The following is a 21,881-nucleotide window of genomic DNA, read 5'->3' on the forward strand; positions in this document are numbered from 1 at the left end:
ACCAAAGCAATCAAGGTTATGCTCGTTAACGAACATAGATTAGAACACTAACCCAGTACCGACAATTGTTACATCATGTTGTGACCTAGGGGTCAGACCCTACGCATCGGAGCGGACACGGCAAAGCCTGTCCGATTCTTCGCGAAGGCAACGAGCCAATCATAAGCTTGCTTATAGTTGGCGACTGCCCGCGACCAATGCGAAAAGAGCGCAGCGAATTTCGCATGGCGCAGCGAACAACAGATTAACAATTGGTCGGTACGGTATTATACACAAAAACCACAATCAAAGGAGATTGAAATGAGTATTTTTACAGGAAGCTGTGTCGCCCTGGTGACCCCGTTTAAAGATGGAAAAGTGGATTTTGAACGCTTTCACAAACTGATTGACTGGCAGATCGAAAACAAAACCGATGCCATTCTGATTGCCGGCACCACCGGTGAAACCTCAACCCTGACTGATGATGAGCATCTCGAGCTGCTCCGGGATGCCGGTAAATACATCAACGGCCGGGTGCCCTTTGTGGCCGGAACAGGCAGTAATGACACTGCCTATTCGATCATGCTATCCCAGGAAGCCGAAAAAGCTGGTGCTGATGCCTGCCTGATTATCAACCCCTATTACAATAAATCGACCCAACGGGGCATCATCGCCCATATCACCGCCATTGCCAACGCCATCACGATTCCGGTGATTATTTACAATGTCCCCAGCCGCACCGGTATGAACATCTCAGTGGCAACCATTAAAGAGCTGAGCAAGATCCCCAATGTGGCGGCGGTTAAAGAAGCCAGCGGCGACATCAGCCAGGTCACCGAAATTGCCCGGGTCTGTGGCAATGACATTGACATTTACAGCGGTAATGACGACCATGTTCTCCCAATTATGGCGGTTGGCGGCAAGGGTGTGATCTCGGTCTCGGCCAATATTATTCCTGAAGACATGCACGAGCTGGTGGCCAGCTTTATGGCTGGGAATATCGAACGGGCCCGGGAACTGCAGTTTAAAACCAATCTGGTTAATCTGGCGATGTTCTATGAAACCAACCCAATTCCGGTTAAAACGGCCATGGGCCTGATGGGTCTGGATTCCGGCGAAATGCGGCTGCCGCTGATTGAGATGGAAGAAGCCAACAAAGATAAACTGATTGCCGATTTAAAAACCTACGGTTTACTATAGGAGGTCGCCATGATCAATATTTTACTCAGTGGCGTCTCCGGCGCCATGGGTGCCACCCTGCAGCAGATCATTGCCGCCAACCCCGATACCCAGGTGGTGGCGGGATTTGATCAGCAGGCGATTACCACCCTGCCCTTTCCGGTCTACAATGATCTGACAAAGTGCACCGAATCCGTCGATGTTATCATCGATTTTTCCCACTTTGCGGCCTTCCCGGCGATTTTCGGCTTTGCCCGAAGCCACAAAATCCCCATCGTTATCGCCACCACCGGCCTGTCTGAGGCCGATCTGGCGGCCATCGATGAAGGGGCCAAAGAATTCCCGGTTTTTAAAACCGCCAACTTATCCCTGGGGATCAATCTGATTGCCAAGATGCTGACCGAGATGGTTGCCAAACTGGAAAGTGGTTTTGACATTGAAATCATCGAAAAACACCACAATAAAAAGCTGGACGCCCCCAGCGGCACCGCTCTGCTGTTGGCCGACGCCATCAACGACGGACTGGCCACCAAAAAAGACTACACCTACGGCCGTTACGGCCGGGACGCCAAACGCACCGAAAACGAACTGGGCATCCACGCCATCCGCGGCGGTACCATCCCCGGTGAACACTCGGTGATCTTTGCCGGCAACGACGAAATCATCGAAGTCAACCACATCGCCCTGTCCAAAAAAGTCTTCGCCGAAGGCGCCGTCAAAGCCGCCCAATTCCTGGTCGGCCAGGCCCCCGGCCGCTACGACATGGCCATGGTCGTCAACGACTAACGCCCCCCACACCACAACAGAAAGGATCAACTAACAGTCGATTAATCATAACTGCTACTGATTTAGAGGTTAATCTCATGAATATCGTTGTTCAGAAATACGGTGGAACCTCGGTAGGTTCCACCGAACGGATTCAAAATGTTGCCAAACGCATCATTGCCAAGAAACAAAGCGGCCATCAGATTGTCGTGGTGGTTTCCGCCATGGGCAAAACCACCGATGATCTGGTCAAGCTGGCCTATGATATCAACCCCACCCCACCCAAACGGGAGCTGGACCGGCTTTTGTCCACCGGCGAGCAGATTTCTATTTCGCTGCTGTCGATGGCCCTCCAGGCCATGGGACATGACGCCATTTCTTTCACCGGCCCTCAGGTCGGTATCCGCACCAGCGGCCGCCATACCAAGTCCCGGATTGAAGGGATTGATACCACCAAGATTTTAGAGTCATTAAACGAAGATAAAATTGTCATCATAGCCGGTTTTCAGGGCGTCAATGAAAATGATGATGTCACTACCCTTGGCCGGGGTGGCTCGGACACCAGTGCCGTGGCGCTGGCCTGTGTGCTGGAGGCCCCCTGTGAAATCTATACCGATGTCGAAGGTATCTATGGGGTCGATCCCCGGCTTTATCCCCAGGCCAAAAAGCTGGACACTGTATCTTACGAAGAAATGCTGGAAATGGCCAGCCTCGGCGCCGGGGTCATGCATCCCCGGGCAATTGAGTTGGGCAGCAAGTACGATACCCCCATCTGGGTCGCCTCCAGCGAATTTGAAATTCCCGGCACCATCATTACAAAAGGAGAAAACAACATGGAAGGACAATCCATCACCGGCGTGGCCATTGACAATGACGAAATTATGATCACCATCCGTGACGTTCCCTTTGACCGGAACATCACCTCCCAGTTTTTCAGTCAGTTTGCCACCAAAAGTATTAACATCGATATGATCAGCCAGAGCGCTCCCATCGATGATCTGATTAATATTTCATTTACCGCCCCGGCCTCGGATCTGGAGGATGCCAAGAAAGTCCTCAACGCTTTTCAGGAAAAGCATCCCGGCATCGGCGTGATCATCAACGAGCAGGTTTCCAAGCTGTCGGTGGTCGGCATCGGAATGCGGAGCCAGTCTGGCGTCGCCGCCAAATTTTTTGCGTTGCTGGCCGACAACAACATCCAGATGCTGATGATAACCACCTCGGAAATCCGGATCAGCTGTATTATTCCCTCCAAAGACAAGGATTTAGCGGTGACGGCCACTGCGGTCGCCTTCGACTTATAGAATTTATCAGATCACAAACAAAAATAAGCCAGTATTTCCGACCCTCAGGTTGGGAATACTGGCTTTTATTTTTGTTTAAGAATTCATTGTTGTTTGGGATGGCGGGGATTTTTTGAGACGATATCAATGGCCCGGGTCAGCTCACTGGTCAGATCTGCCTTATGCTGGGTGGTCATTTCATCGATTTTAGAAAACAACAGCCCTTCATGGGTCACAAAATAAGCCGGTTTCAGCTTGTTCAGGGCAATCGCTTTAATATCTTCAACACAAAGCTCGCAGCGGCAAATTTCCGGATACTGTTTGAGCATATGTGGTAAAAATGAATCAACCGCATCCTCCATGTAATTTTTTAACATCTTTTCCCTCCAAAGTTTGTCGATTTAGTAATTGATTTTATCGATTCAGATAAACACTTTCCTGACATTAGTATACTATTAAAACAACGCCATTTCAACCGTTTTCAGTTCAATATTCGATATTTATTTTAAACATGAATTAATTTTAATTTATTCTCATCCTGGTTGCTCCACCAGCACCCTGCTTACAAAAACCCCGGCGATGGTCGGGTCAAACTGAGTGCCGGCGCCGTGAACGATGGCGTGGAGTGCCTGACTGGGAGAAAGGGCTGGACGATAGGGACGGTCACTGAGCATCGCATCATAGGCTTCGGCAATGGCAATGATCCGGGCCAACCGGGGAATTTTTTTGCCGGTCAGGCCTTTGGGGTAACCACTGCCATCCCACCATTCGTGATGACTAAGAATCGCCAGGGCGATTTCGGTCATATCGGCGGAAATGTTGGTAATATGGTAGCCGATTTCGGGATGGCGTCTGATGGCCACCCATTCATCGGCGGTCAGCTCGCCTTTTTTATCCAGCAGTGTCGCTGTCAGCGTAACCTTGCCGATGTCATGGAGCCGTGCCGCCCATTCTAGAGCCGTCATTTCCTTTTCGTTGAGCTGCATGGCTTCGGCGATCAGCCGGGCATAGCGGCGGACATTGTCGCAATGGGTCTGCTCGGCTCGGCTTTTGTGATAGAGCGATGTCATAATTAGGCCGATGGTATCGTCCCGAACCTGGGGTTTCATCTGCAGTTTGTGCTTGTACATATAGTTTTCGGCATTCTTAAACACCTCCAGCACATCTTCCGAGAGATTTTTTTTGGTGTCCCAGCCAAAGGCCATCGAGAGCATTCCCTGGTCAACCGGGGCCAGGGCCGCAGCCTGGTTCATCCGCTCGACGATTTTGGCAGTGGTTTCCTCGTCGGTGTTGGGCAGCAACAGTACAAATTCATCACCGCCCCAGCGAGCCGCCACATCGTTGGGGCGACAGAATTTCTTGAGGATTTTACCGGCAGCATAGATCACCTGGTCTCCGGTCAGGTGGCCAAAGGCATCATTGATCATTTTCAAACTATTGATGTCGCCCATAATAATCGACAAGGGGAAATGGCGGCGGCCATCGATGCGCTTGAGTTCTTCTTCAAAATAACGGCGATTATAAAGCCCCGTCAGGTGATCGTGGTAGCTGAGGTATTCAATCCGCTGGCTTTGCGCCATTCGCTCAGAAATATCCCGGAAGATCAGAACCACCCCGGTGGTGGCCCCGTCACCGTCCTTCACCGGGGTGGCACTGACCTCAATATGAAAGCAGCGGCCCTGGCGATCCGTGATCATGGCATGGTGGGATGAGGCTGTACTGTGATCCGTTTTTAGCACCTCATCTACCGGATTGGAAACCTGATATTCGGAATTTTCATGAGACAGCTGAAAAACCAGCTCAAAGCTTTTACCCCGGGCCTCACCACTTGACCAGCCAGTGAGCTCTTCGGCCACCCGATTGAGCAGGGTTACCCGCTGTTCCAGATCGACCACGATAATACCATCGCCGACGCTTTTCATCACCTGATCAAGATTTTTATGGCTGTTCTCCAGCTGACTGACGAGAAAATAGATCCCTGAGGCCACAAACAACAGGATACTGGCCCGGAGAATCGGCGCCATCAAAAAGGCCCCGGTACTGAGATAGTCCATAACGATATGGAATAGCCCCAGAAAAATCGCCACCTGAATGACGTAGCGCTTGTACCAGAGGCCGACCATCACAATCACCACATAAAACAGATGAGTATAAACCACATCGATGCCCTTAAAGTAATTAAAATATACCGCCACAAAAATCGTTCCCAGGAGGCAGAGGCCGACGATGGTAATCCGGATCTGATGATTGGCGGTTGATAGCTGAGATCTTTCCATAAATTAACCCTCATTTCTTTGCTTTGGTTGTCTGTGACAATCACGGGACGGTTGCAGTTGACTGTAATTAATCGGGATTTTGCCGAGCTGCAACGGGGACGTGGTGCATTCTTGTTGTTTTGTCCCATATGGTTCGCTTTTTTTTGATACTTTAAATAAACTTTTTTCTATTTTACCATAACACCCCACCCGCTGAACAGACTTTTAATTAACAACCGTGTCCCTCACCGCCGAGTCTTTCAATAGTGATCAGGACGCTCAATCCAAAAAATAGTCTCACCAAACAAATGTTATGGTATAATAACAATAGAAAACTTACGATCTCAGCAAAGCACCATCATTTTTGCTGGTGCTCATAAAATTTTGCATCCAGGAAGGAATAATTGCCCCATGAATGATCTTAATGACAAACAAACCCCGTACAACGCAAACGTTTCCGCCACCAGCGATGAGAGTCTTCGCTATTTCACTGGTATTTTTAGCGGACTGGAAATTGATTCCAATCTGATTTATGATTATCCCAATCACAGCAACCATACTGCCATCCCTGATGCCTGGATTGGCAGCGATTTTTCCCGGAGTTTTGCTCCGGAGACCATTAATGCACTGCTGACTACCGCCGGGATCACCGCCCCGGTGCTTTTTTTAGCCGCCTTTACCTACACCCTGGCCAAGTTTACCGGTCAAGACGAAAGTGTCTGCTGTCTGCAGCCCTGTGACAACGCCGATGGCATTTTGCCGCTGTATCTTAAAATCAATGAAGACGAGTCGATTGTCGACTACCTTAAGGCTGTTTCTTGTAGCTATACAACCACCACCCGCCACTGCGGCTGCGCCTTTTCGCAGTTATCCCGGGAGCTTAATCTCACCGCTGACCTGCGTTTTGTCTTTAATGAAAACCCAGAACAGCCGGTGGATCTCGGCCACGCCCATCTGGCGGCGGTGGTCAGCCCCAAAGGCCATAGCTTTGCGCTACGCCTGCATTACCGCAGCGATTTATATAAGGAAGAAACCATTCTCAGCTTTGCCGATCTGTTTGAACGCACCATCGGCGGCTTACTGACAGCTCCAAAACTCTTGGCCATTACCCTGATTTCGGAGGCTGACCGGCTCCGCTGTGAAACTTTTAACCACACCACCGTTCCCTACGATACCAGCCTGACGATGGTCTCGATGCTCAGAAACCAGGCCCACAGAACCCCGGACAACATCGCCCTGGTCTATCAGGAAATTCGGCTGACCTATGCCGAACTGGACGCTGTCACTGACCGGCTGGCCAAACACATCAAAAGCTTTGACATCGGTCGGGAGGATATTGTCCCGATTCTGCTGCCCAAAAGCGAGCTGATGACGATTGCCTCCATTGGGGTCCTTAAAGCCGGGGCCGCCTATCAGCCCCTGGACCCGTCCTACCCCAGCGACCGGCTGAGCTTTATGATTGGCGACACCAGCGCCCGACTACTGATTGCCGATGAAGCGCTGCTGGGGCTAATCCCAAATTACAGCGGTCAGGTGATCTTGACCAAAGACATCACGGCTCTGCCGGACAGCACTGTGGTGCTGAGTGACCCTGAGCCCGAGGATCTGATGATTATGCTCTACACCTCCGGCTCCACCGGGGTACCCAAGGGCGTGATGCTGGAGCACCGCAACCTGGTTTGTTTCTGTCACTGGTACAACCGCTACTATGATCTGGACGAAAATGCCCAGGTGGCCGCCTATGCCAGCTTTGGCTTTGACGCCAATATGATGGATACCTATCCGGTCTTAACCGTTGGCGGCACCCTGCATATTATTGCCGATGAAATCCGCCTTGATCTGCTGCGGCTAAACGATTATTTCGAAGCCCATGGCATCAGCCACATCTTTATGACCACCCAGGTGGGCCGCCAGTTTGCCGATACCATTACTAATCATTCGCTTAAGCATCTGTCAACTGGGGGTGAAAAGCTGGCCACCATCCACCCGCCCCACTATCATTTCCACAACCTCTATGGCCCCACCGAAACCGCCGTCATTGCCACCAGTTTTCTGGTTGATGGCGACTATGACAACATCCCGATTGGCAAGGCCCTGGATAACGTCAAAACCTACGTGGTTGACCGCTATAAACGCCAGCTGCCCATTGGCGTCCCCGGGGAGCTTTGTATTGCCGGGATGCATGTCGGCCGGGGCTACTTGAACCGCCCCGAGGCCACTGCCGCCGCCTTTGGCACCAACCCCTTTTGCGATGTCGCCCCTGATGACCGGATCTATTATACCGGTGACATTGTCCGCTATCTGAGTGATGGCAACATCGAGTTTGTCGGCCGCCGGGATGCCCAGATCAAGATCCGCGGTTTCCGGGTCGAACTGACCGAAATCGAAGCGGTGATCCGCCAGTTCCCCGGGATCACCGATACCACCGTGGTGGCCTATGATGACCCCAGCGGGGTCAAGTATATTGTGGCCTATGTGGTGTCTGATACCCCGGTTGACGTTGCTGCCCTGAACGCCTTTATCGAAGCCGAAAAGCCGCCCTATATGGTGCCGGCGGTAACGATGCAACTCGAGGCCATTCCGCTCAACCAGAACCTGAAGGTCAACAAAAAAGCCCTGCCTCAGCCGGTCAAGCAGCAGACGGATTTAACCCCGCCGCAAAACCCCACCCAGCGGCAGATCTATAACTGCGTGGCCAGGATTCTCGGCCATGAGCAGTTCGGTATCAATACCGATCTCCAGGAAGCCGGGCTGACCTCGATCGGCACCGTGACCCTGAACGTGCGGTTGTCCCAGGCCTTTGGGGTAGTGGTCAAGAGCCGGGATCTAAAGGCTCACAATACCGTCGCCCAGCTGGAAGCCTTCCTGACCAGTGCCGCAGCCGCCGCCCCGGAATCCGCAGCCACCAAACGGGAGGCCTACCCGCTGACCCAAACCCAGATGGGATTATTTGTCGAATCGATGGCCAAACCCGAGGAACTGCTGTATCATATCCCCTTCCTCTTTAAACTTCATCCTGATGTCAACCTGCCCCGGCTTAAAAATGCCATTGAAGCGACCATCGAGGCCCATGCCTACATCAAGACCCGTTTCTTCATGGATACCGACGGCGAAATCATGCAACGGCGCCGGGACGAGGCCCCCTTTACCCTGCGGATTCGGGATTATCTGGATCATGACAAGCTGGTCACCCCCTTTAAACTGATTGATGGCCGGCTCTTTAATGCCTCATTGTTTCAGACCAAGGACGGCAACTATTTCTTTATCGATATCCATCACAGCATCTGTGACGGCACCTCGCTGGTGATTTTGCTTGAGGACATTAACCGGGCCTATGGCGGGGCTGCCCTGGAACCGGAAAGCTACAGCTCTTTTGACGCCGCCCGGGACGAACAGCAAAGCCGGGCCGGGGCCGATTACACCCAGGCCGAGGCTTATTTTACCGACCTGTTTTCGGGCTGCGATACCAATTTTCTGCCCGGTCCGGATAAAAATGAAACCGCCAAGACCCTGGGCATCGTCAGTCTGATCCCCGAACAGCTGGAGGTAGCCGCCGTAGCCAGCTATTGCGAAGCCCGGAAGCTCAGTCCCAACGCCTTTTTTGTCGGTTTGTTCGGGTATCTGCTGGGCCGCTACAACCACACCGACCACAGCGTCTTTACCACCATCTACAACGGCCGCAGTGATTCCCGGACCGACCGCACCATCGGGATGTTTGTTAAAACCCTGCCGGTAACCTGCCAGCTGGGCGTTTCTGCCAGCGAGCTGTTCACCGCCACCAAAAACCAGCTGATCGACAGCATGGATCACGATATTTATTCCTTTGCTGAAATCAGCCGGGCCTTTGGCATCAGCGCCGACATCATGTTTGTCTATCAGGGTGATAATTTTGAGTTTGACAGCCTGGCCGGCCGGCCCACAGAAGCCCTGGAAGTCATGAGCGAAGGGGTTGTCGCCGCGATTTCGGTGGAGGTCTCGATCCGCCAGGGCCGCTATCATTTCCGGGCCACCTTCGAGAGCAATCTTTATGAGAACAGCTCAATGACCGCCCTGCTGGACAATCTCGCTCTGGCTGCCGAACAGGCGCTGGGTACCGACGACCTCGCGCAGATTAAGCTGCTCTTTGATGAAGACCGGGAAATGGTCGACGATCCCCGTTACTATGGCCATACCTTTGTCGATCTGTTTGTTGCCGCAGCAGCCCAATACCCGGATCGCCCGGCGGTTTTGGACCGCAAGGGCAGCCTCAGCTATGCCCAGCTCGATGCTGCCTCGGATGCCCTGGCGGTGCAGCTGCTGACCGCCGGGGTCAAGAAAGAAGACTTTGTCGGCGTCCTGTCCGGCCGGACCCGGGAATTCATCATCGGCGTCATTGCCGCCATGAAGGCCGGTGCCGCCTATGTGCCGCTGGACCCCGAATACCCGGAAGACCGGCTGCGCTATATGCTTAGCGACTCGGCTGCCGATATTCTCCTCTATGTCGACGAGTACCAGGCCCTGACCCGCTTTTTCCCCAACCAGACCATCAATCTGGACGCCGTCACCGCCAATGGCTACCCCCAGCCCGATAAAAGCTGGCTGGCCAGCAAACCCCAGGGCGAAGATCTGGCCTACATGATTTACACCTCCGGCTCCACCGGCAAACCCAAGGGGGTGATGATCAGCCATGCTAACCTCAGTAATCTGATTATGAACGAAACCATTAATCAGCAGGTCACCGCGCAGACCCGCTGCGCCCAGTATTCCAGCTTCTGCTTTGACGCCTCGGTGGTGGGGATCTTCCCCTATCTGGCCAATGGCGCCCTGATCTATCTGTTTGCCGAAGCCGACCGCAAGGATGCCGTCAAGGTCTGTCAGATCTTAAAAGACGAAGCCATTAACGTCGCCGTCTTCCCGACCCAGATGGGCGAAATCATCATCGACAACATGACCGGTGACTCCCGCCTGACCCATATCGTCGTCGGCGGCGAAAAGCTGAAGCATTATTATGACCGCCCCTATACCGTGGTCAACGCCTACGGCCCCACCGAAAGCACGGTGGAAACGACGATTTTTAACGTCGATCAGGAATACCACAACATCCCGATTGGCAAATCGCTGCTCAATGTCCGCTCCTATGTGGTTGATGACCACCTGCACCCAGTACCGATCGGGATGCCCGGGGAGCTCTGCCATGCCGGCCGCCAGATTGCCCGGGGCTACCACAACCTGCCCGAAAAAACCGCCGCTGCCTTCGTTCCCAACCCCTTTGCCAGCGGCCCTGATGATGGGGTGCTGTACCGCACCGGGGATATGGTCCGCCGCCGCGGTGACGGCCTGATTGAGTACATCGGCCGGATCGATTCCCAGGTCAAGATCCGCGGTTATCGGATAGAGCTCTCCGAAATTGAAGGGGCGATGCTGGCCCACCCGGGTGTCAAGGAAACCGCCGTGACGGTGCTGGAGCAAGGCGGTAACCAGTATATTATCGGCTACTACACCCGGCCCGAAGGGGCCATTGACCCCAAGGTCTGGCACCATCTGCTTTTATCCCAGTTGCCCGAATACATGATTCCGACCTTCTATGTGGCACTGGACACAATGCCCCTGACCCCCGGCGGCAAGGTCGATAAAAAAGCCCTGCCCCAGCCCGATACCGGCATCAAAACCGCCGCCTATCTGGCCCCAGAAACCGCCCTGGAAAAACAACTGACGGAGATTTTTGAGTCAACGCTGGGCCTCGACACCGTCTCGGTGCTGGACGATTTCTTTGCCATCGGCGGCACCTCGATTTCTGCCACGAAGGTGGCGATGAAGTGCCTGAGCCAGCAGATTCCGCTGGCCTATGCCGATCTGTTTGAGTACAAAACGGTTCAGCGGCTGGCGGCCTTTGTTGAAAAACACGTCGCTGAAACCATTGACCCGGCCGACGTCATCAAAAACTTTGACTACCACAAACTGACCCCGGTGCTGGCTAAAAACGATATGACCAATCTGGCCAGCCTGACCACCAACCCCCTGGGTGATATTATCCTAACCGGCGCCACCGGCTTTTTGGGAACCCATATTCTCAAGGAGTTCCTCGATCATTATGAGGGCAAGGTCACCTGCTTTATCCGCAAGGGCAAGGCCCGCTCGCTGGAGCAGCGGATCAAAACGATGCTGGTCTACTATTTTGACCGCGATTACGATGAGCTCTTCGGCAGTCGGATTTTCTGTGTCGAAGGCGATATCACCAATCCCGCGAGCTTGACGGCGCTGGAAACGGTGGCCGCCGGCACGGTGATTAATTGCGCCGCCTGCGTCAAGCATTTTGTCGCCGACGATACCCTCGAAAAAATCAATGTCCGGGGGGTTGAAAACCTGATTGCGCTGTGTCTCAAAACCGGCCAGCAGCTGATTCAGGTCTCCACCGTCAGCATCGCCGGGGAAGGCATCAACGGCGCCCCACCTCCGGACAAACGAATCCGTGAAAACGAGCTGTACTTTGATCAGAGTCTCGAAAACGCCTATGTCCATTCCAAGTTTCTGGCCGAACGGGCCGTACTGGTTGCTGTCGCCGATCAGGGCTTAACCGCCAAGATCATGCGGGTCGGTAATCTGATGAGCCGCAACAGCGACGGCGAATTCCAGATCAACTTCCTCCACAATGGCTTTATGCGGGGCCTCAAAGGCTATAAGATTCTCGGCCAGTTCCCCGTCAGTGCCCTGAGTCAGGCGGTCGAGTTTTCGCCGATTGATACCACCGCCCACGCCATTTTGAAGCTGTCCCAGACCAACCGGGAGTTGACGGTGTTCCACCCTTACAACAACCATACTGTCTATATGGCCGACGTGCTGGCCGAAATGAACGCCTACGGCTTTGGGATTGAGGTCGTCAGTGACGCCGCCTTTGATACCGCCCTGCGTGCCGGCATGGCCGACGCCGAGGTGGCCCCGGCGATTTCCGGGCTGATTGTCTACCTGACCAGCGACACCACCAATCATATCTACCCGATTGATCCCGAAAACCGCTTCACCACCGAGGTGCTGTACCGGATCGGGCACAGCTGGCCGATTACCAATGAAACCTATATGCACAAATCCATCCAGGCCCTGGATGGACTGGGATTCTTTGATATTGACGAGAATTAAGGGCGACAAAGAACAGGCCGCGGCGATGTGCCGCGGCCTGTTCTTGCCGGTAGGGGGTTATTTTATGTTGCTGTCTGAAGCCGATTAACCGAGCCTAGTCCCCCAGCACAAACAGCACTGCGGCCACCACCACGTGTCCCCCGGTTCACCTAGAGCAGTCGCTTGACACTTTGTTCAAGCCGTTCCAGGGAAATCGGTTTTTTGATAAAGTCATCATAGCCCAGTTCGTGGAGCAGCTGGGCATTGTCACCTAAGTTTTTAACACTGATCAGAATCACCTTGACCTGCTTTTCCTGCTCCATACTTCGGATCTCCTGGAGTACCAGCGCCCCATTTATATCCGGCAGAATGATATCCAGAATCAATAGGTGCGGTTTAAAATCCGGAAAAATAGCCAGCGCCTCTTTGCCGGTCGCCACCACCTGGGTCTCTAACCCTAAGCGGCTGAGTCGGCTTTTGATTAAGCGGCTGACGGTTGACGAGTCATCGCAGATCAGAATGCGGTTTTTTTCGGTACCGGTATCCATCGCATCATGTAAGAAACTGGTACAGGCCCGACCCCGTTCTTTGGCCCGGTATAACTGACGGTCAGCTTCTTCCAGGACCGCTTCGAGGGTTTTATCGCCGCCATTAAACTCGCTGATGCCGGCACTAAAGGTGATATAAATCTGGTGGGTAGAGTCCGGCGGATTAAAAGCTTTCCGTTGAAATTTCTGGCGGATGCGTTCAACCACCTTAAACGCCTCAAGCGCATCGGTTTCCGGTAACAGCAATAAGAACTCGTCGCCACCAAATCGCGAAATTTGATCGGATGGCCGGAAGCTCGACTTAAATTCCGACACGAAACTTTTTAGTACCGCATCGCCAAAGAGATGGCCATAGCTGTCATTGATCTCTTTGAAATGGTCGATGTCGATAAAGACCACTGAAAAAACCCGGCCGTCACGCTGAAACTTGGCTTTTTCCTGGGCAAATCGGTCCGCAAAAAAACTGCGGGTATAGGCTGAAGTCAGGGCATCCTTCCACAGGGCGGTTTGGTTTTTGTGCTCTTTTTTCAGCAATTTCTCGACATTGGCCACTAACACCTCGGCTTCAAAGGGTTTTCTCAGAAAATTATCAATCCCTTCCTTAAGCGCCAGAACGTGATCCTCCTTACTGGTGGAAGCCGTCAGAACGATGGTTGGAATCACGATTTTTTCCTGTTTTAATTCCCGATAAAACTCGATTCCGCTTTTGCCGGGCATGACCAGGTCAAGAATCAGAATATCGGCATCATAGGCTCTTAATATTTCCAGGGCCTGCTCGGCATCATTGGTGATCAGGACATCATAACCGCGATTCCGCAAAACGCTTTCGATAATGTTTAAGACCAGCATATCATCATCAAAGACCAATACCCGGCCTAAGGTCAGACGGCTGGTTTGATTGTTCCGGGCCGCCAGATTGACCACCTCCCGGGTCTGAATATCACAGACTAAATTCATGGCGTCGCTTCCCTGATAGGTTGCGACCGTCAGCAAATTTTCCAGGGCCAGGGTGACTTCACCAAAGCGTTTTGCCAGCTTGATCGCATAGGTGCTGTCGTTTAAAAGTTTGCGCTCGTTTTGTTTGATGAATTCTTCACTCTTCAGACAAAGATACCCCAATTCGCGAAAATTATTCTTGATTGCCAGGGCCTTTACTTCCGCAAAAAAAGCCGACATCAACCGCAGCCTGATGGTGTTCGGTTCAATACTGAAGACGACAAAATTTTGCAGGGCCTGATTAAGCTGATTCTCTATTTCGGATAACATGGCTAACATGCTTGGTTCACTTGTATTCATCATTTGCTCCGCATTCGTTATAATTTATAAAGCCTCAGCATCAGATCAATCTCGTCACAGACCAGTCTGGCGATAAAGCTATCGGTTCTCTTTTTAACCTCAATTTTAATGCCATCCCCGACCAGCGTGAAGGGAACGGATAAAAAGAACTGATAATTGCTGGCTTCCAAACGGGCCCGGGCCGATCCCCCCACCATATTGATCAACTCCGTAATGCCATCATTTAGCAGGTTATCATCCAAGGCGGCGGTTTCAATGCCGGTCATAAAGGAAACCAGGGGGGCCGCACTGGCTTTATTGGTTTCCAGGGTCAAAAGCATGGCGTTATCGCCCTGTAAAAACATGGCGCCAATAATTTCATGATCCGGGGCGGTTGCCTGGTCATGCTTAACCGCATTCAAAACAAAGCCGCTCATCTGCTCCACACTTTCCAGTAAAGCTGCGACAAAAACCTGTCCCGGAATTTCTTCGTATTGCCTGATCGCTTCTTTTGTATTCATCAGTTGACCTCCCCACCCAAACTGTCGATGATTTTTTTCATCAGTTCTTCAATCGAAAAGGGTTTGGTGATGTACTGGGACACCCCGGCTTTAACCGCTTCGATGACACTCTCCGGCATATTTTCCGTGGTCACCATGACCACCGGAATGTGTTTGAACTGGTCACTTTTTTTGATCGTTTTGAGAAATTCCAGGCCGTTCATCCCCGGCATGTTCCAATCCAGAAAGATCAATTCAATTGTATCCGGCCCCTGCAGCAGATTCAGTCCATCCTGGGCGGACTCCGCTTCCAGACATTCGTGACCAAGCACGGCCACCGCCGCCGCAATAATCCTGCGGACAACGGCCGAATCGTCAATCGTCAACATCTTCATTTGGTTGCCTCCTTCACTGTAAAATAAGTCCCATCACTGGTGATGTTCTTGTCAAAATAATCATCCATCGCATAATAAATCTCGGCCGCTCCGATTAGCAGCACGCCTTGCGGTTTTAACACCTGGGCGGTCTTTTTAAAGACCGCGTGGCGCAGCGCTTCGGTAAAATAAATCAGCACGTTGCGGCAGAAAACCAGATCATATTTTCCCAACAGCAGAAAGCTGTTCTGCAGGTTGAAGGGCTCAAAGCGAACCCGTTTGCGCTCAGCCTCATTGAACACCCAGGAGGTTCCCTCACGCTTAAAATAGGCCTCCCGGAGATCCGGTTTTAAACCCCGCATGATGGTAATCGGGTCGTAGTGTCCGCGTCTGGCAATCGTTAAAACATGATTCGAAATATCAGTCGCCACAAACTCGAAATCGTCGAGGGAAACCGTGGTAATGTGATGGTTCTTTAAATACTCACTAATCAGGATGACCAGCGAATAGATTTCCTGCCCGGTTGATGCGGCAGCACTCCAGACCCGGATTTTGTCCGGTCGGCCGGCTTCCACTTCGGCAATTTTTTGCGGCAACCAGGTTTTTTCAATAATCTGCCACGCCCCCGGATCGCGAAACCAATAGGTCTCATTGGTGGTAATGGCGTCGATGACCCGGGTTTCGATATTGGCGTCGGAATGGCTTTGCAGCAGCAAAAACAATTCTCCAAAGCTGTCACAATGGGCGTCAATCAGCAATTTTGCCAGTCGTGATTCGACCAGATAGGCCTTGCTCTCATCCAGAGCGATCCCGCATTTTTCAGCGATATAGCGCTGAAATAACTGATACTCCTGTTCTGATAAAGCAGCCATCGTCTGCCCCCTTTCTGACCAGCACTGCAAGGCTGGCGAATACTAAAATTTAAACTGCGAAACCGAATCGCTGAGCTGCAGTGACAGATCGACCAGCCGATTGGCGGCAATCGACGTCTTGGATGCGCCGACGGCGATTTTTTCCGAGGCTTGATTAATCTCCTGGATACTCTGGGAAATTTCGACAGCGCCTTTGACCGTTTCTTCGGTGGCGCGACCCAATTGGGTCATGCTGACCGACATTCTTTCGGTGTTCACTGCGGCATCATCGGCAGCCCGGGCCAGCTCGGCGGTGCTCTGGGCAATCTCGCCAACAGCCTGTCCGGATTCTTCAGCGCCCCGTTTGACTTCGCCGGCTTTCTGATCGATTTCCCGGATTTCCACGGTAATCGTATCGAGCCGCTGGGAAGCCCGAATCGCCGCTTCGGAAATCCCCTGGGTTGAGGTGCTTTGGGCGGTGACAGCCGTGGCAATTAAGGTTGTGATCGTCGTCACTTCGTCAACGACATCATTGATGCGGGCCACCGCCGAAACGGCCTGTTCCATATTTTCCTGCATCCCTTCGATCTGGTCGGCGATTTCATCGGTGGCTTCCGATGTCTGCTTGGCCAGTTCTTTGACCTCATTGGCCACCACGGCAAAACCCTTGCCGGCTTCGCCGGCTCCGGCCGCTTCAATGGCAGCATTCAGGGCTAACATGTTGGTCTGGTCGGCAATATCGTCAATGATCTTAATGATTTTATTGATTTTTTTAGATGACTGATTGAGATTGCGAATGATCTCGGCGGTGTTTTTGGCTTCACTGTCGGCCACCTGGGTAATGTGTAATGATTTTTCGCAGTTGCTATTAATCTCATTAACCGACAGGTTCACGGCTTTGACGGCCTCAACCACGGTATTGACTTCGGCATTGACATTTTCCGCCGAGGTTGACACCTCACGGATACTGGCAAAAATATGACCCATCAATAAAATGGTCTGATTGACGCTTAAGGCCGTTTCTTCCGAAGCAGCTGCCAGATTTCTGGTGGTGCTGCTGATTTCTTCGATGGCTGCGGCAATCTGATTGGTATTATCCGCCGTTGTCAGGAGGGTCGCGCTGGATTGTTCCATACTGGCCGAGATTTCTTCGACGGCGGCACTGACCACATTGATTTTTGCACTGGTTTCCTCGGAGCTCACGGCAATGTTGCTGGCGACCCGATCCATCGCATCGGCGGAGTCGTTTAACACTTCCGTAGCCTGAACAATTGCTTTTAATGACCCCCCGATTTTTTCAACCAGCTGATTAAAATCAAGACAGAGCTTACCAATTTCATCGCGGCTGGAAAACTCCCCACGGACGGCCAGGTTGCCTTGTCCGGCTTCGTCCATCAGCGCTGAGACGGTCTTCAGCGGCCTGGTAATGCGTCGCGATAAAACCGACACGATCGCCACACTGGCGGCAATGGCGAGGATTAACACCAGCACCATCATCACCTGCAGACTTTTAACCGGCGCTAACGCTTCGGCTTCATCGACTTCAATGATCAGGCCCAGCCTGGTTGCGCCAATGTCGACAAAGGAAGCCGTCCCCAAAACGAGTTCGTCCCGATAATCCCGGTACGTCCCGGTGTACCGGAAATCATCACCGTCGCTGTTAAAATGCGGTTGCAGTTGGGCCACCGCGGCCGTGTTGATGGTCGTTGAAAAGGCCTTGGCATCGGCTTCGGCCCCCAAAACCGGGTTGGTATTGAGCAACCCGGTCTGATCGACCAGATAAATATCACCGGTTTCACCAATATCACCGATCCCTTCATTGAGGCTCGCTTCAATGCTGTCCATTAACACAAGGCAGTTGACGGTTCCCAGAATGGCGCCATTCTGGGAACTGTAAAAGGGTGCCGACAGGGTCACATAATATTTTTTGATGATATCCGAATACTGCACCGGGGTCACGCTGCTCTGTCCCTGCATGGCCGTTTTGACGTACTCCCGATTGGCCAGATTGGTCCCTTCCAGGGTCGCCTTCAATTGCCCCGAGGCATAAATACAGTTGCCGGCGGCATCGGTAATATAGATACTTTCGATTTGTTGGGCTGCCTGCTGCGGCGTCAGCCCGGTTTCAACCCGGCCATAAGCCGCCTCCCACTGTTCCCCTTTGCCACCCCCCGGCAGGGTTTGAGTCAACAGATTTTCGACAATCGCTAAATTTGACAGCACACTGCTGGTATAAAAGGCTTTGTCGGCAAATTCCTGGGTAAACCGGTTTTGGGTGACTTTTGAATACAGGGCCATTTCCTCAAGTTTCATCGTGACCAGACTATTGCGGGCCTGGGTATAGGCCAGCCCGGAAATAATGATGATCGGGATTAACCCGGTCAGGATAAAAAAGATGACTAACTTGGTCCGCATTTTTACATTATCAAAATATTTAAACATGTGACACCTCGCTCATTTTAAAATAGTTTCTCTTTATCAACGATCATCAGCAATTGCTGCTCCAGCTTGGCAATCAACTTAATCGTTTTGCCATATTCATGTTCTAAAGATGGCGTTGGCGGTTCGCATAGTGCTTCGTCAACATTAAGCACATCGGCTGCCTGTTCAACCAGTAACGCCATCACATCAAGGTCCCCCGGTTCTTTTTTGAGGACAATCGAATGTTTTTTGGGCCCCGTCGCCGGCACCCCTAAAAGCGCCGCAAAATCCAGTAAACTGACAACCTGGCCACGCAGATTCATGATCCCGGCCATCACCCCCGGCGCCAACGGAATGACAGTTATTTCTGGATGACGATTGATTTCTTTGACATAGCGGGTTTCGATGCCATAGAGATTATGGCCGGATTTAAAACAAAGAACTTTTAACAACTTATTCACCTCTCTGGGATGCCGTAATGACCGCTTCGAGGGTCCGCAACAGGCTTTCCCGATCCAGTTTATACTCGTAGCGGTCGAAGCCGCTGGCCAAACCTTTCTCGCGATTGCGGGTGCCGGTCATGGCGCTGATCGCCACGACCGGGATGGCATCATAGGCCGGCTGCTGTCTGATTTTTTTAAGCAGTGCATAACCATCAAGCAGTGGCATCTGAATATCGGTCAGGACCACATCGATCGGCTCACGGGCCAGGATCGCCAGCGCTTCCAGGCCATTGGCGGCCAGCGCCACCTGATAACCGCCGCGCTCTAAATAACTTTGCTCAACCTTTTGAAAAAACGGCGAATCTTCGACCAGCAGAATTTTTCGGCCGCTGGCCTGGGGTGACGGCAGATAGGCAAAGGCTTCCGGTTCCACCTGCTCCAGTAAGGCATAGAGATTAAGGATCAGGATCATTTTGCCACGAAAGACCGCCGCCCCAAAGATCCCCGTCATCTTAAACTGCTGTGCCTCAATAATCGGCTCGAAGTTGACATTTTCAATAATTTCGGTTGCTAAAATACCCATTGGCTGGGGCACCAGCTTGGGCGTGATGACATAATAGTCTTCACCATCATCCGGGCCGCTGTTAAGGGCCAGATAATCCTCGGGCCTGATGACCCGCAATGGCAGGTCGCCCCGGGTAATGTATGAGCGGTCGCCGACTTGCTCAATTGCGGTTTTTTTAATTTTGTCGATGCGCTTGATCAGGGCAATATTCAAGGCCAGCGTTTCATTTCCGGACCCTTTAAACAAGACAAAATCTTCGCGGTCATCCCCGGCCACCGCGGTCCGGTCCGGATCATCGATGATGGTTGGTGGCTTTGTCCTGGTATCACTCACCAGGGTCGTTGTTCGGGCAATGCCAGCGATGTCCAGAATCGGGGCGACTTTACCATCGCCCATGATCGTTAAGCCCGAATAAATGCCACATTCCTTGAGGATGGCCGGCAAGGGCTTGATCAGGGTCTCTTCGATTCCCAACAAGCTTTCGACCAGTAAGCCAAAACGCTGCAGCCCGAGTTTGAGCACCACCAGCTTATGATCGCGGGCGGTCCGGTCAGCTTGCTGGGGCTGCCACAGGTCACCCAGGTAGACAACCGGCAACAGCTGCTGCCGGAGGCGATAAAAATACTTGCCATTGATCGTTTCGATTTTATTATTCAACGTTTCTTTGTTGATCTTGATGGTCTCCTGCACATCGGCTTGGGGAATCACCATTTTTGTCTCGCCGGATGCCACCACCAAGGATTGGATAATCGAAACCGTTAAGGGCATCGTCAGTTTGACGCTGGTGCCCCGGCCGGACTGGGTTGTAATTTCAATGCTGCCGCCCATCCTTTCAAGATTCGTCCGCACCACATCCATGCCAACACCGCGGCCAGATACCTCACTTATGCGATCCGCCGTCGAAAAGCCGGGATCAAAGAGCAGGTTCAGCAGCTCTTTTTCGGACATCTGATTGAGTTCGGTGTCGCGATAAAGCTTTTTTTCCCGGGCGATTTTCTGAATTTTGGTAAAATCGATGCCGCTACCGTCATCACTGACTTCAATGTTGACCACACTGCCCTGATAACGGGCCTTGAGGCTAATCGTGGCGATTTCATTTTTACCTTGCTGTTTGCGGATCGCCGCACTTTCAATGCCATGATCCGCGGCATTGCGGAGCAGATGCACCAGCGGATCGCTTAACCCTTCGAGAATCGACTTATCGAGTTCGACCTCACCGCCTTCTATCTGCAGCGCCAGTTTCTTATTCAGTTTTTTGGACAGGTCTCGGATCAGCCGCGGATAGCGATTAAAGAGGGTTCCAATCGGCTGCATCCGGGTCAGCATAATTTTTTCCTGGATGCTGCTGGTTAAGTGATCAACATTTTGCAGCACCTGGGGGAGCCCCGCAATCCCTTTCTTTTCCGGTTCCAGCAGGGTCAGCAGCCGGTTTCGCCCCAGCACCAGTTCACTGGCCAGATTCATCAAGTCATCCAGCAGCCGGATATTGACCCGGAGACTCTCCGCCCCGTCATTGAACTCCGGCTGGGACAGCGCGGTCAGTTTGTCGTCGCTGGCGTCGGGATCCCGGTCCGGCATCAGCACCGGCGCCGCCACCGTTTCTTCCCCACTTTCTACCAGGACATGAACGCTGCTGGCCGGCAGTCCAAACACCTGGCGCAACAGGCTTTCTTCAAGGATACTTGACGCCAGGATCAGAACCACCTGATGGTTCAATTGGCCGGTTTTGAGATCGTCCCAGCTGAGTGGGTCGCCGGCCGGGCTGATCATTGCAATCACATTGGTAACGGAAGTTAAATTATCGACAATGGCCGCAAGCCCGCCGCTGCTGGCCCGATAATGATCGGTCAGGGCCATATTGATGCCATAAATATGATGGCCAAATTTTCTCAAGGCGGCGATTTTATCCCGGGTCTGCGGATTAAAATCAAAAAGGGCAAAAAACTGACGGGCATCCGGCGGCACTGCTTCCCCCATCGGATCAGCCGCCTGCGCCTCCTGCTTGGCAAAGCCCGCCTCAGCGACCTGCAATTTTGCCAGGATATCATCGATGGGATAGGTTTCACTCTGCTTGACATCATCCACCAGCAGCTTTAAGCGGTCTTTCGCTTCCAGCAGCAAGTCAATCTCAGCCTCAGTTAACGGGATCTGCTTGCGATTTACGACGTCCATAATGGTTTCCATGGCATGGGCGATGGCGACGATCCCGGTTAAGCCAAAAAAACCGGCGGTGCCCTTGATACTATGGACCGCCCGAAAGGCATCGTTGATCTGTTCGGCACTGATCTCCGCCAGATCCGTCAACAGCACCCGTTCAAAATTTTCGAGATGGTGTTTTTGACCAACTAAAT

13 protein-coding genes are annotated in these 21,881 nt (G+C 52.4%); 4 read left to right on the forward strand and 9 right to left on the reverse strand.

Features of this window, described 5'->3' with window-relative positions:
• Positions 1-300 precede the first annotated feature (300 nt).
• From dapA to B3F51_RS08455, 3 genes are all read left to right on the forward strand, one after another.
• Positions 301-1,179: a 4-hydroxy-tetrahydrodipicolinate synthase gene (dapA, locus tag B3F51_RS08445; protein WP_286946567.1), complete on the forward strand. Its 879-nt coding sequence runs from the start codon at positions 301-303 to the stop codon at positions 1,177-1,179.
• Positions 1,180-1,188: 9 nt separating this feature from the next.
• Positions 1,189-1,944, forward strand: coding sequence for a 4-hydroxy-tetrahydrodipicolinate reductase (gene dapB, locus B3F51_RS08450; protein WP_286946569.1), 756 nt, complete (start codon positions 1,189-1,191; stop codon positions 1,942-1,944).
• A 77-nt stretch (positions 1,945-2,021) separates the two neighbouring features.
• Positions 2,022-3,227 (forward strand): aspartate kinase, encoded by a 1,206-nt coding sequence (locus B3F51_RS08455; protein ID WP_286946570.1) that lies wholly within the window; start codon positions 2,022-2,024, stop codon positions 3,225-3,227.
• Positions 3,228-3,310: 83 nt separating this feature from the next.
• Here the strand turns inward: B3F51_RS08455 and B3F51_RS08460 are convergent, their stop codons facing one another.
• Entirely contained in the window at positions 3,311-3,583 is a 273-nt protein-coding gene (locus B3F51_RS08460; RefSeq protein ID WP_286946572.1) for a late competence development ComFB family protein, read from the reverse strand.
• Positions 3,584-3,739: 156 nt separating this feature from the next.
• The gene (locus B3F51_RS08465) at positions 3,740-5,482 is read right to left on the reverse strand and encodes a diguanylate cyclase domain-containing protein (RefSeq protein ID WP_286946574.1); all 1,743 of its coding nucleotides are present in this window, start codon (positions 5,480-5,482) and stop codon (positions 3,740-3,742) included.
• Positions 5,483-5,872: 390 nt separating this feature from the next.
• Between B3F51_RS08465 and B3F51_RS08470 the strand changes: the two genes are divergently transcribed.
• Complete coding sequence (locus B3F51_RS08470) at positions 5,873-12,574, forward strand: non-ribosomal peptide synthetase (RefSeq protein ID WP_286946575.1); 6,702 nt, start codon at positions 5,873-5,875, stop codon at positions 12,572-12,574.
• Between the two features lie 149 nt (positions 12,575-12,723).
• Here B3F51_RS08470 and B3F51_RS08475 read toward each other — a convergent pair whose 3' ends face one another.
• From B3F51_RS08475 to B3F51_RS08505, 7 genes are all read right to left on the reverse strand, one after another.
• Complete coding sequence (locus tag B3F51_RS08475; RefSeq protein ID WP_286946577.1) at positions 12,724-14,397, reverse strand: response regulator; 1,674 nt, start codon at positions 14,395-14,397, stop codon at positions 12,724-12,726.
• Between the two features lie 17 nt (positions 14,398-14,414).
• Entirely contained in the window at positions 14,415-14,897 is a 483-nt protein-coding gene (locus B3F51_RS08480; protein WP_286946579.1) for a chemotaxis protein CheX, read from the reverse strand.
• Complete coding sequence (locus B3F51_RS08485; RefSeq protein ID WP_286946581.1) at positions 14,897-15,271, reverse strand: response regulator; 375 nt, start codon at positions 15,269-15,271, stop codon at positions 14,897-14,899. Before B3F51_RS08485 ends, B3F51_RS08480 begins: the two co-directional genes overlap by 1 nt.
• The gene (locus B3F51_RS08490) at positions 15,268-16,122 is read right to left on the reverse strand and encodes a CheR family methyltransferase (RefSeq protein WP_286946583.1); all 855 of its coding nucleotides are present in this window, start codon (positions 16,120-16,122) and stop codon (positions 15,268-15,270) included. The genes B3F51_RS08485 and B3F51_RS08490 overlap by 4 nt, the downstream gene beginning before the upstream one ends.
• A gap of 42 nt (positions 16,123-16,164) precedes the next feature.
• Positions 16,165-18,543 (reverse strand): methyl-accepting chemotaxis protein, encoded by a 2,379-nt coding sequence (locus B3F51_RS08495; RefSeq protein ID WP_286946586.1) that lies wholly within the window; start codon positions 18,541-18,543, stop codon positions 16,165-16,167.
• A gap of 17 nt (positions 18,544-18,560) precedes the next feature.
• Entirely contained in the window at positions 18,561-18,974 is a 414-nt protein-coding gene (locus tag B3F51_RS08500; protein ID WP_286946587.1) for a chemotaxis protein CheW, read from the reverse strand.
• Position 18,975: 1 nt separating this feature from the next.
• Positions 18,976-21,881 (reverse strand): hybrid sensor histidine kinase/response regulator (locus tag B3F51_RS08505; RefSeq protein ID WP_286946588.1); only part of this gene is annotated, 2,906 nt, incomplete at its 5' end.

The sequence above is a fragment of the Acetobacterium sp. UBA5834 genome (assembly GCF_002435675.1).
Taxonomy (GTDB): domain Bacteria; phylum Bacillota; class Clostridia; order Eubacteriales; family Eubacteriaceae; genus Acetobacterium; species Acetobacterium wieringae.

Excerpts from the sequence above, each read along its gene's own strand:
- B3F51_RS08455 (WP_286946570.1), top strand. The coding sequence starts at position 2,022 with ATGAATATCGTTGTTCAGAAATACGGTGGAACCTCGGTAGGTTCCACC.
- B3F51_RS08470 (WP_286946575.1), top strand. The coding sequence starts at position 5,873 with ATGAATGATCTTAATGACAAACAAACCCCGTACAACGCAAACGTTTCC.
- B3F51_RS08490 (WP_286946583.1), bottom strand. The coding sequence starts at position 16,122 with ATGGCTGCTTTATCAGAACAGGAGTATCAGTTATTTCAGCGCTATATC.
- B3F51_RS08480 (WP_286946579.1), bottom strand. The coding sequence starts at position 14,897 with ATGAATACAAAAGAAGCGATCAGGCAATACGAAGAAATTCCGGGACAG.
- dapB (WP_286946569.1), top strand. The coding sequence starts at position 1,189 with ATGATCAATATTTTACTCAGTGGCGTCTCCGGCGCCATGGGTGCCACC.
- B3F51_RS08465 (WP_286946574.1), bottom strand. The coding sequence starts at position 5,482 with ATGGAAAGATCTCAGCTATCAACCGCCAATCATCAGATCCGGATTACC.
- B3F51_RS08495 (WP_286946586.1), bottom strand. The coding sequence starts at position 18,543 with ATGTTTAAATATTTTGATAATGTAAAAATGCGGACCAAGTTAGTCATC.
- B3F51_RS08475 (WP_286946577.1), bottom strand. The coding sequence starts at position 14,397 with ATGAATACAAGTGAACCAAGCATGTTAGCCATGTTATCCGAAATAGAG.
- B3F51_RS08485 (WP_286946581.1), bottom strand. The coding sequence starts at position 15,271 with ATGAAGATGTTGACGATTGACGATTCGGCCGTTGTCCGCAGGATTATT.
- B3F51_RS08460 (WP_286946572.1), bottom strand. The coding sequence starts at position 3,583 with ATGTTAAAAAATTACATGGAGGATGCGGTTGATTCATTTTTACCACAT.
- dapA (WP_286946567.1), top strand. The coding sequence starts at position 301 with ATGAGTATTTTTACAGGAAGCTGTGTCGCCCTGGTGACCCCGTTTAAA.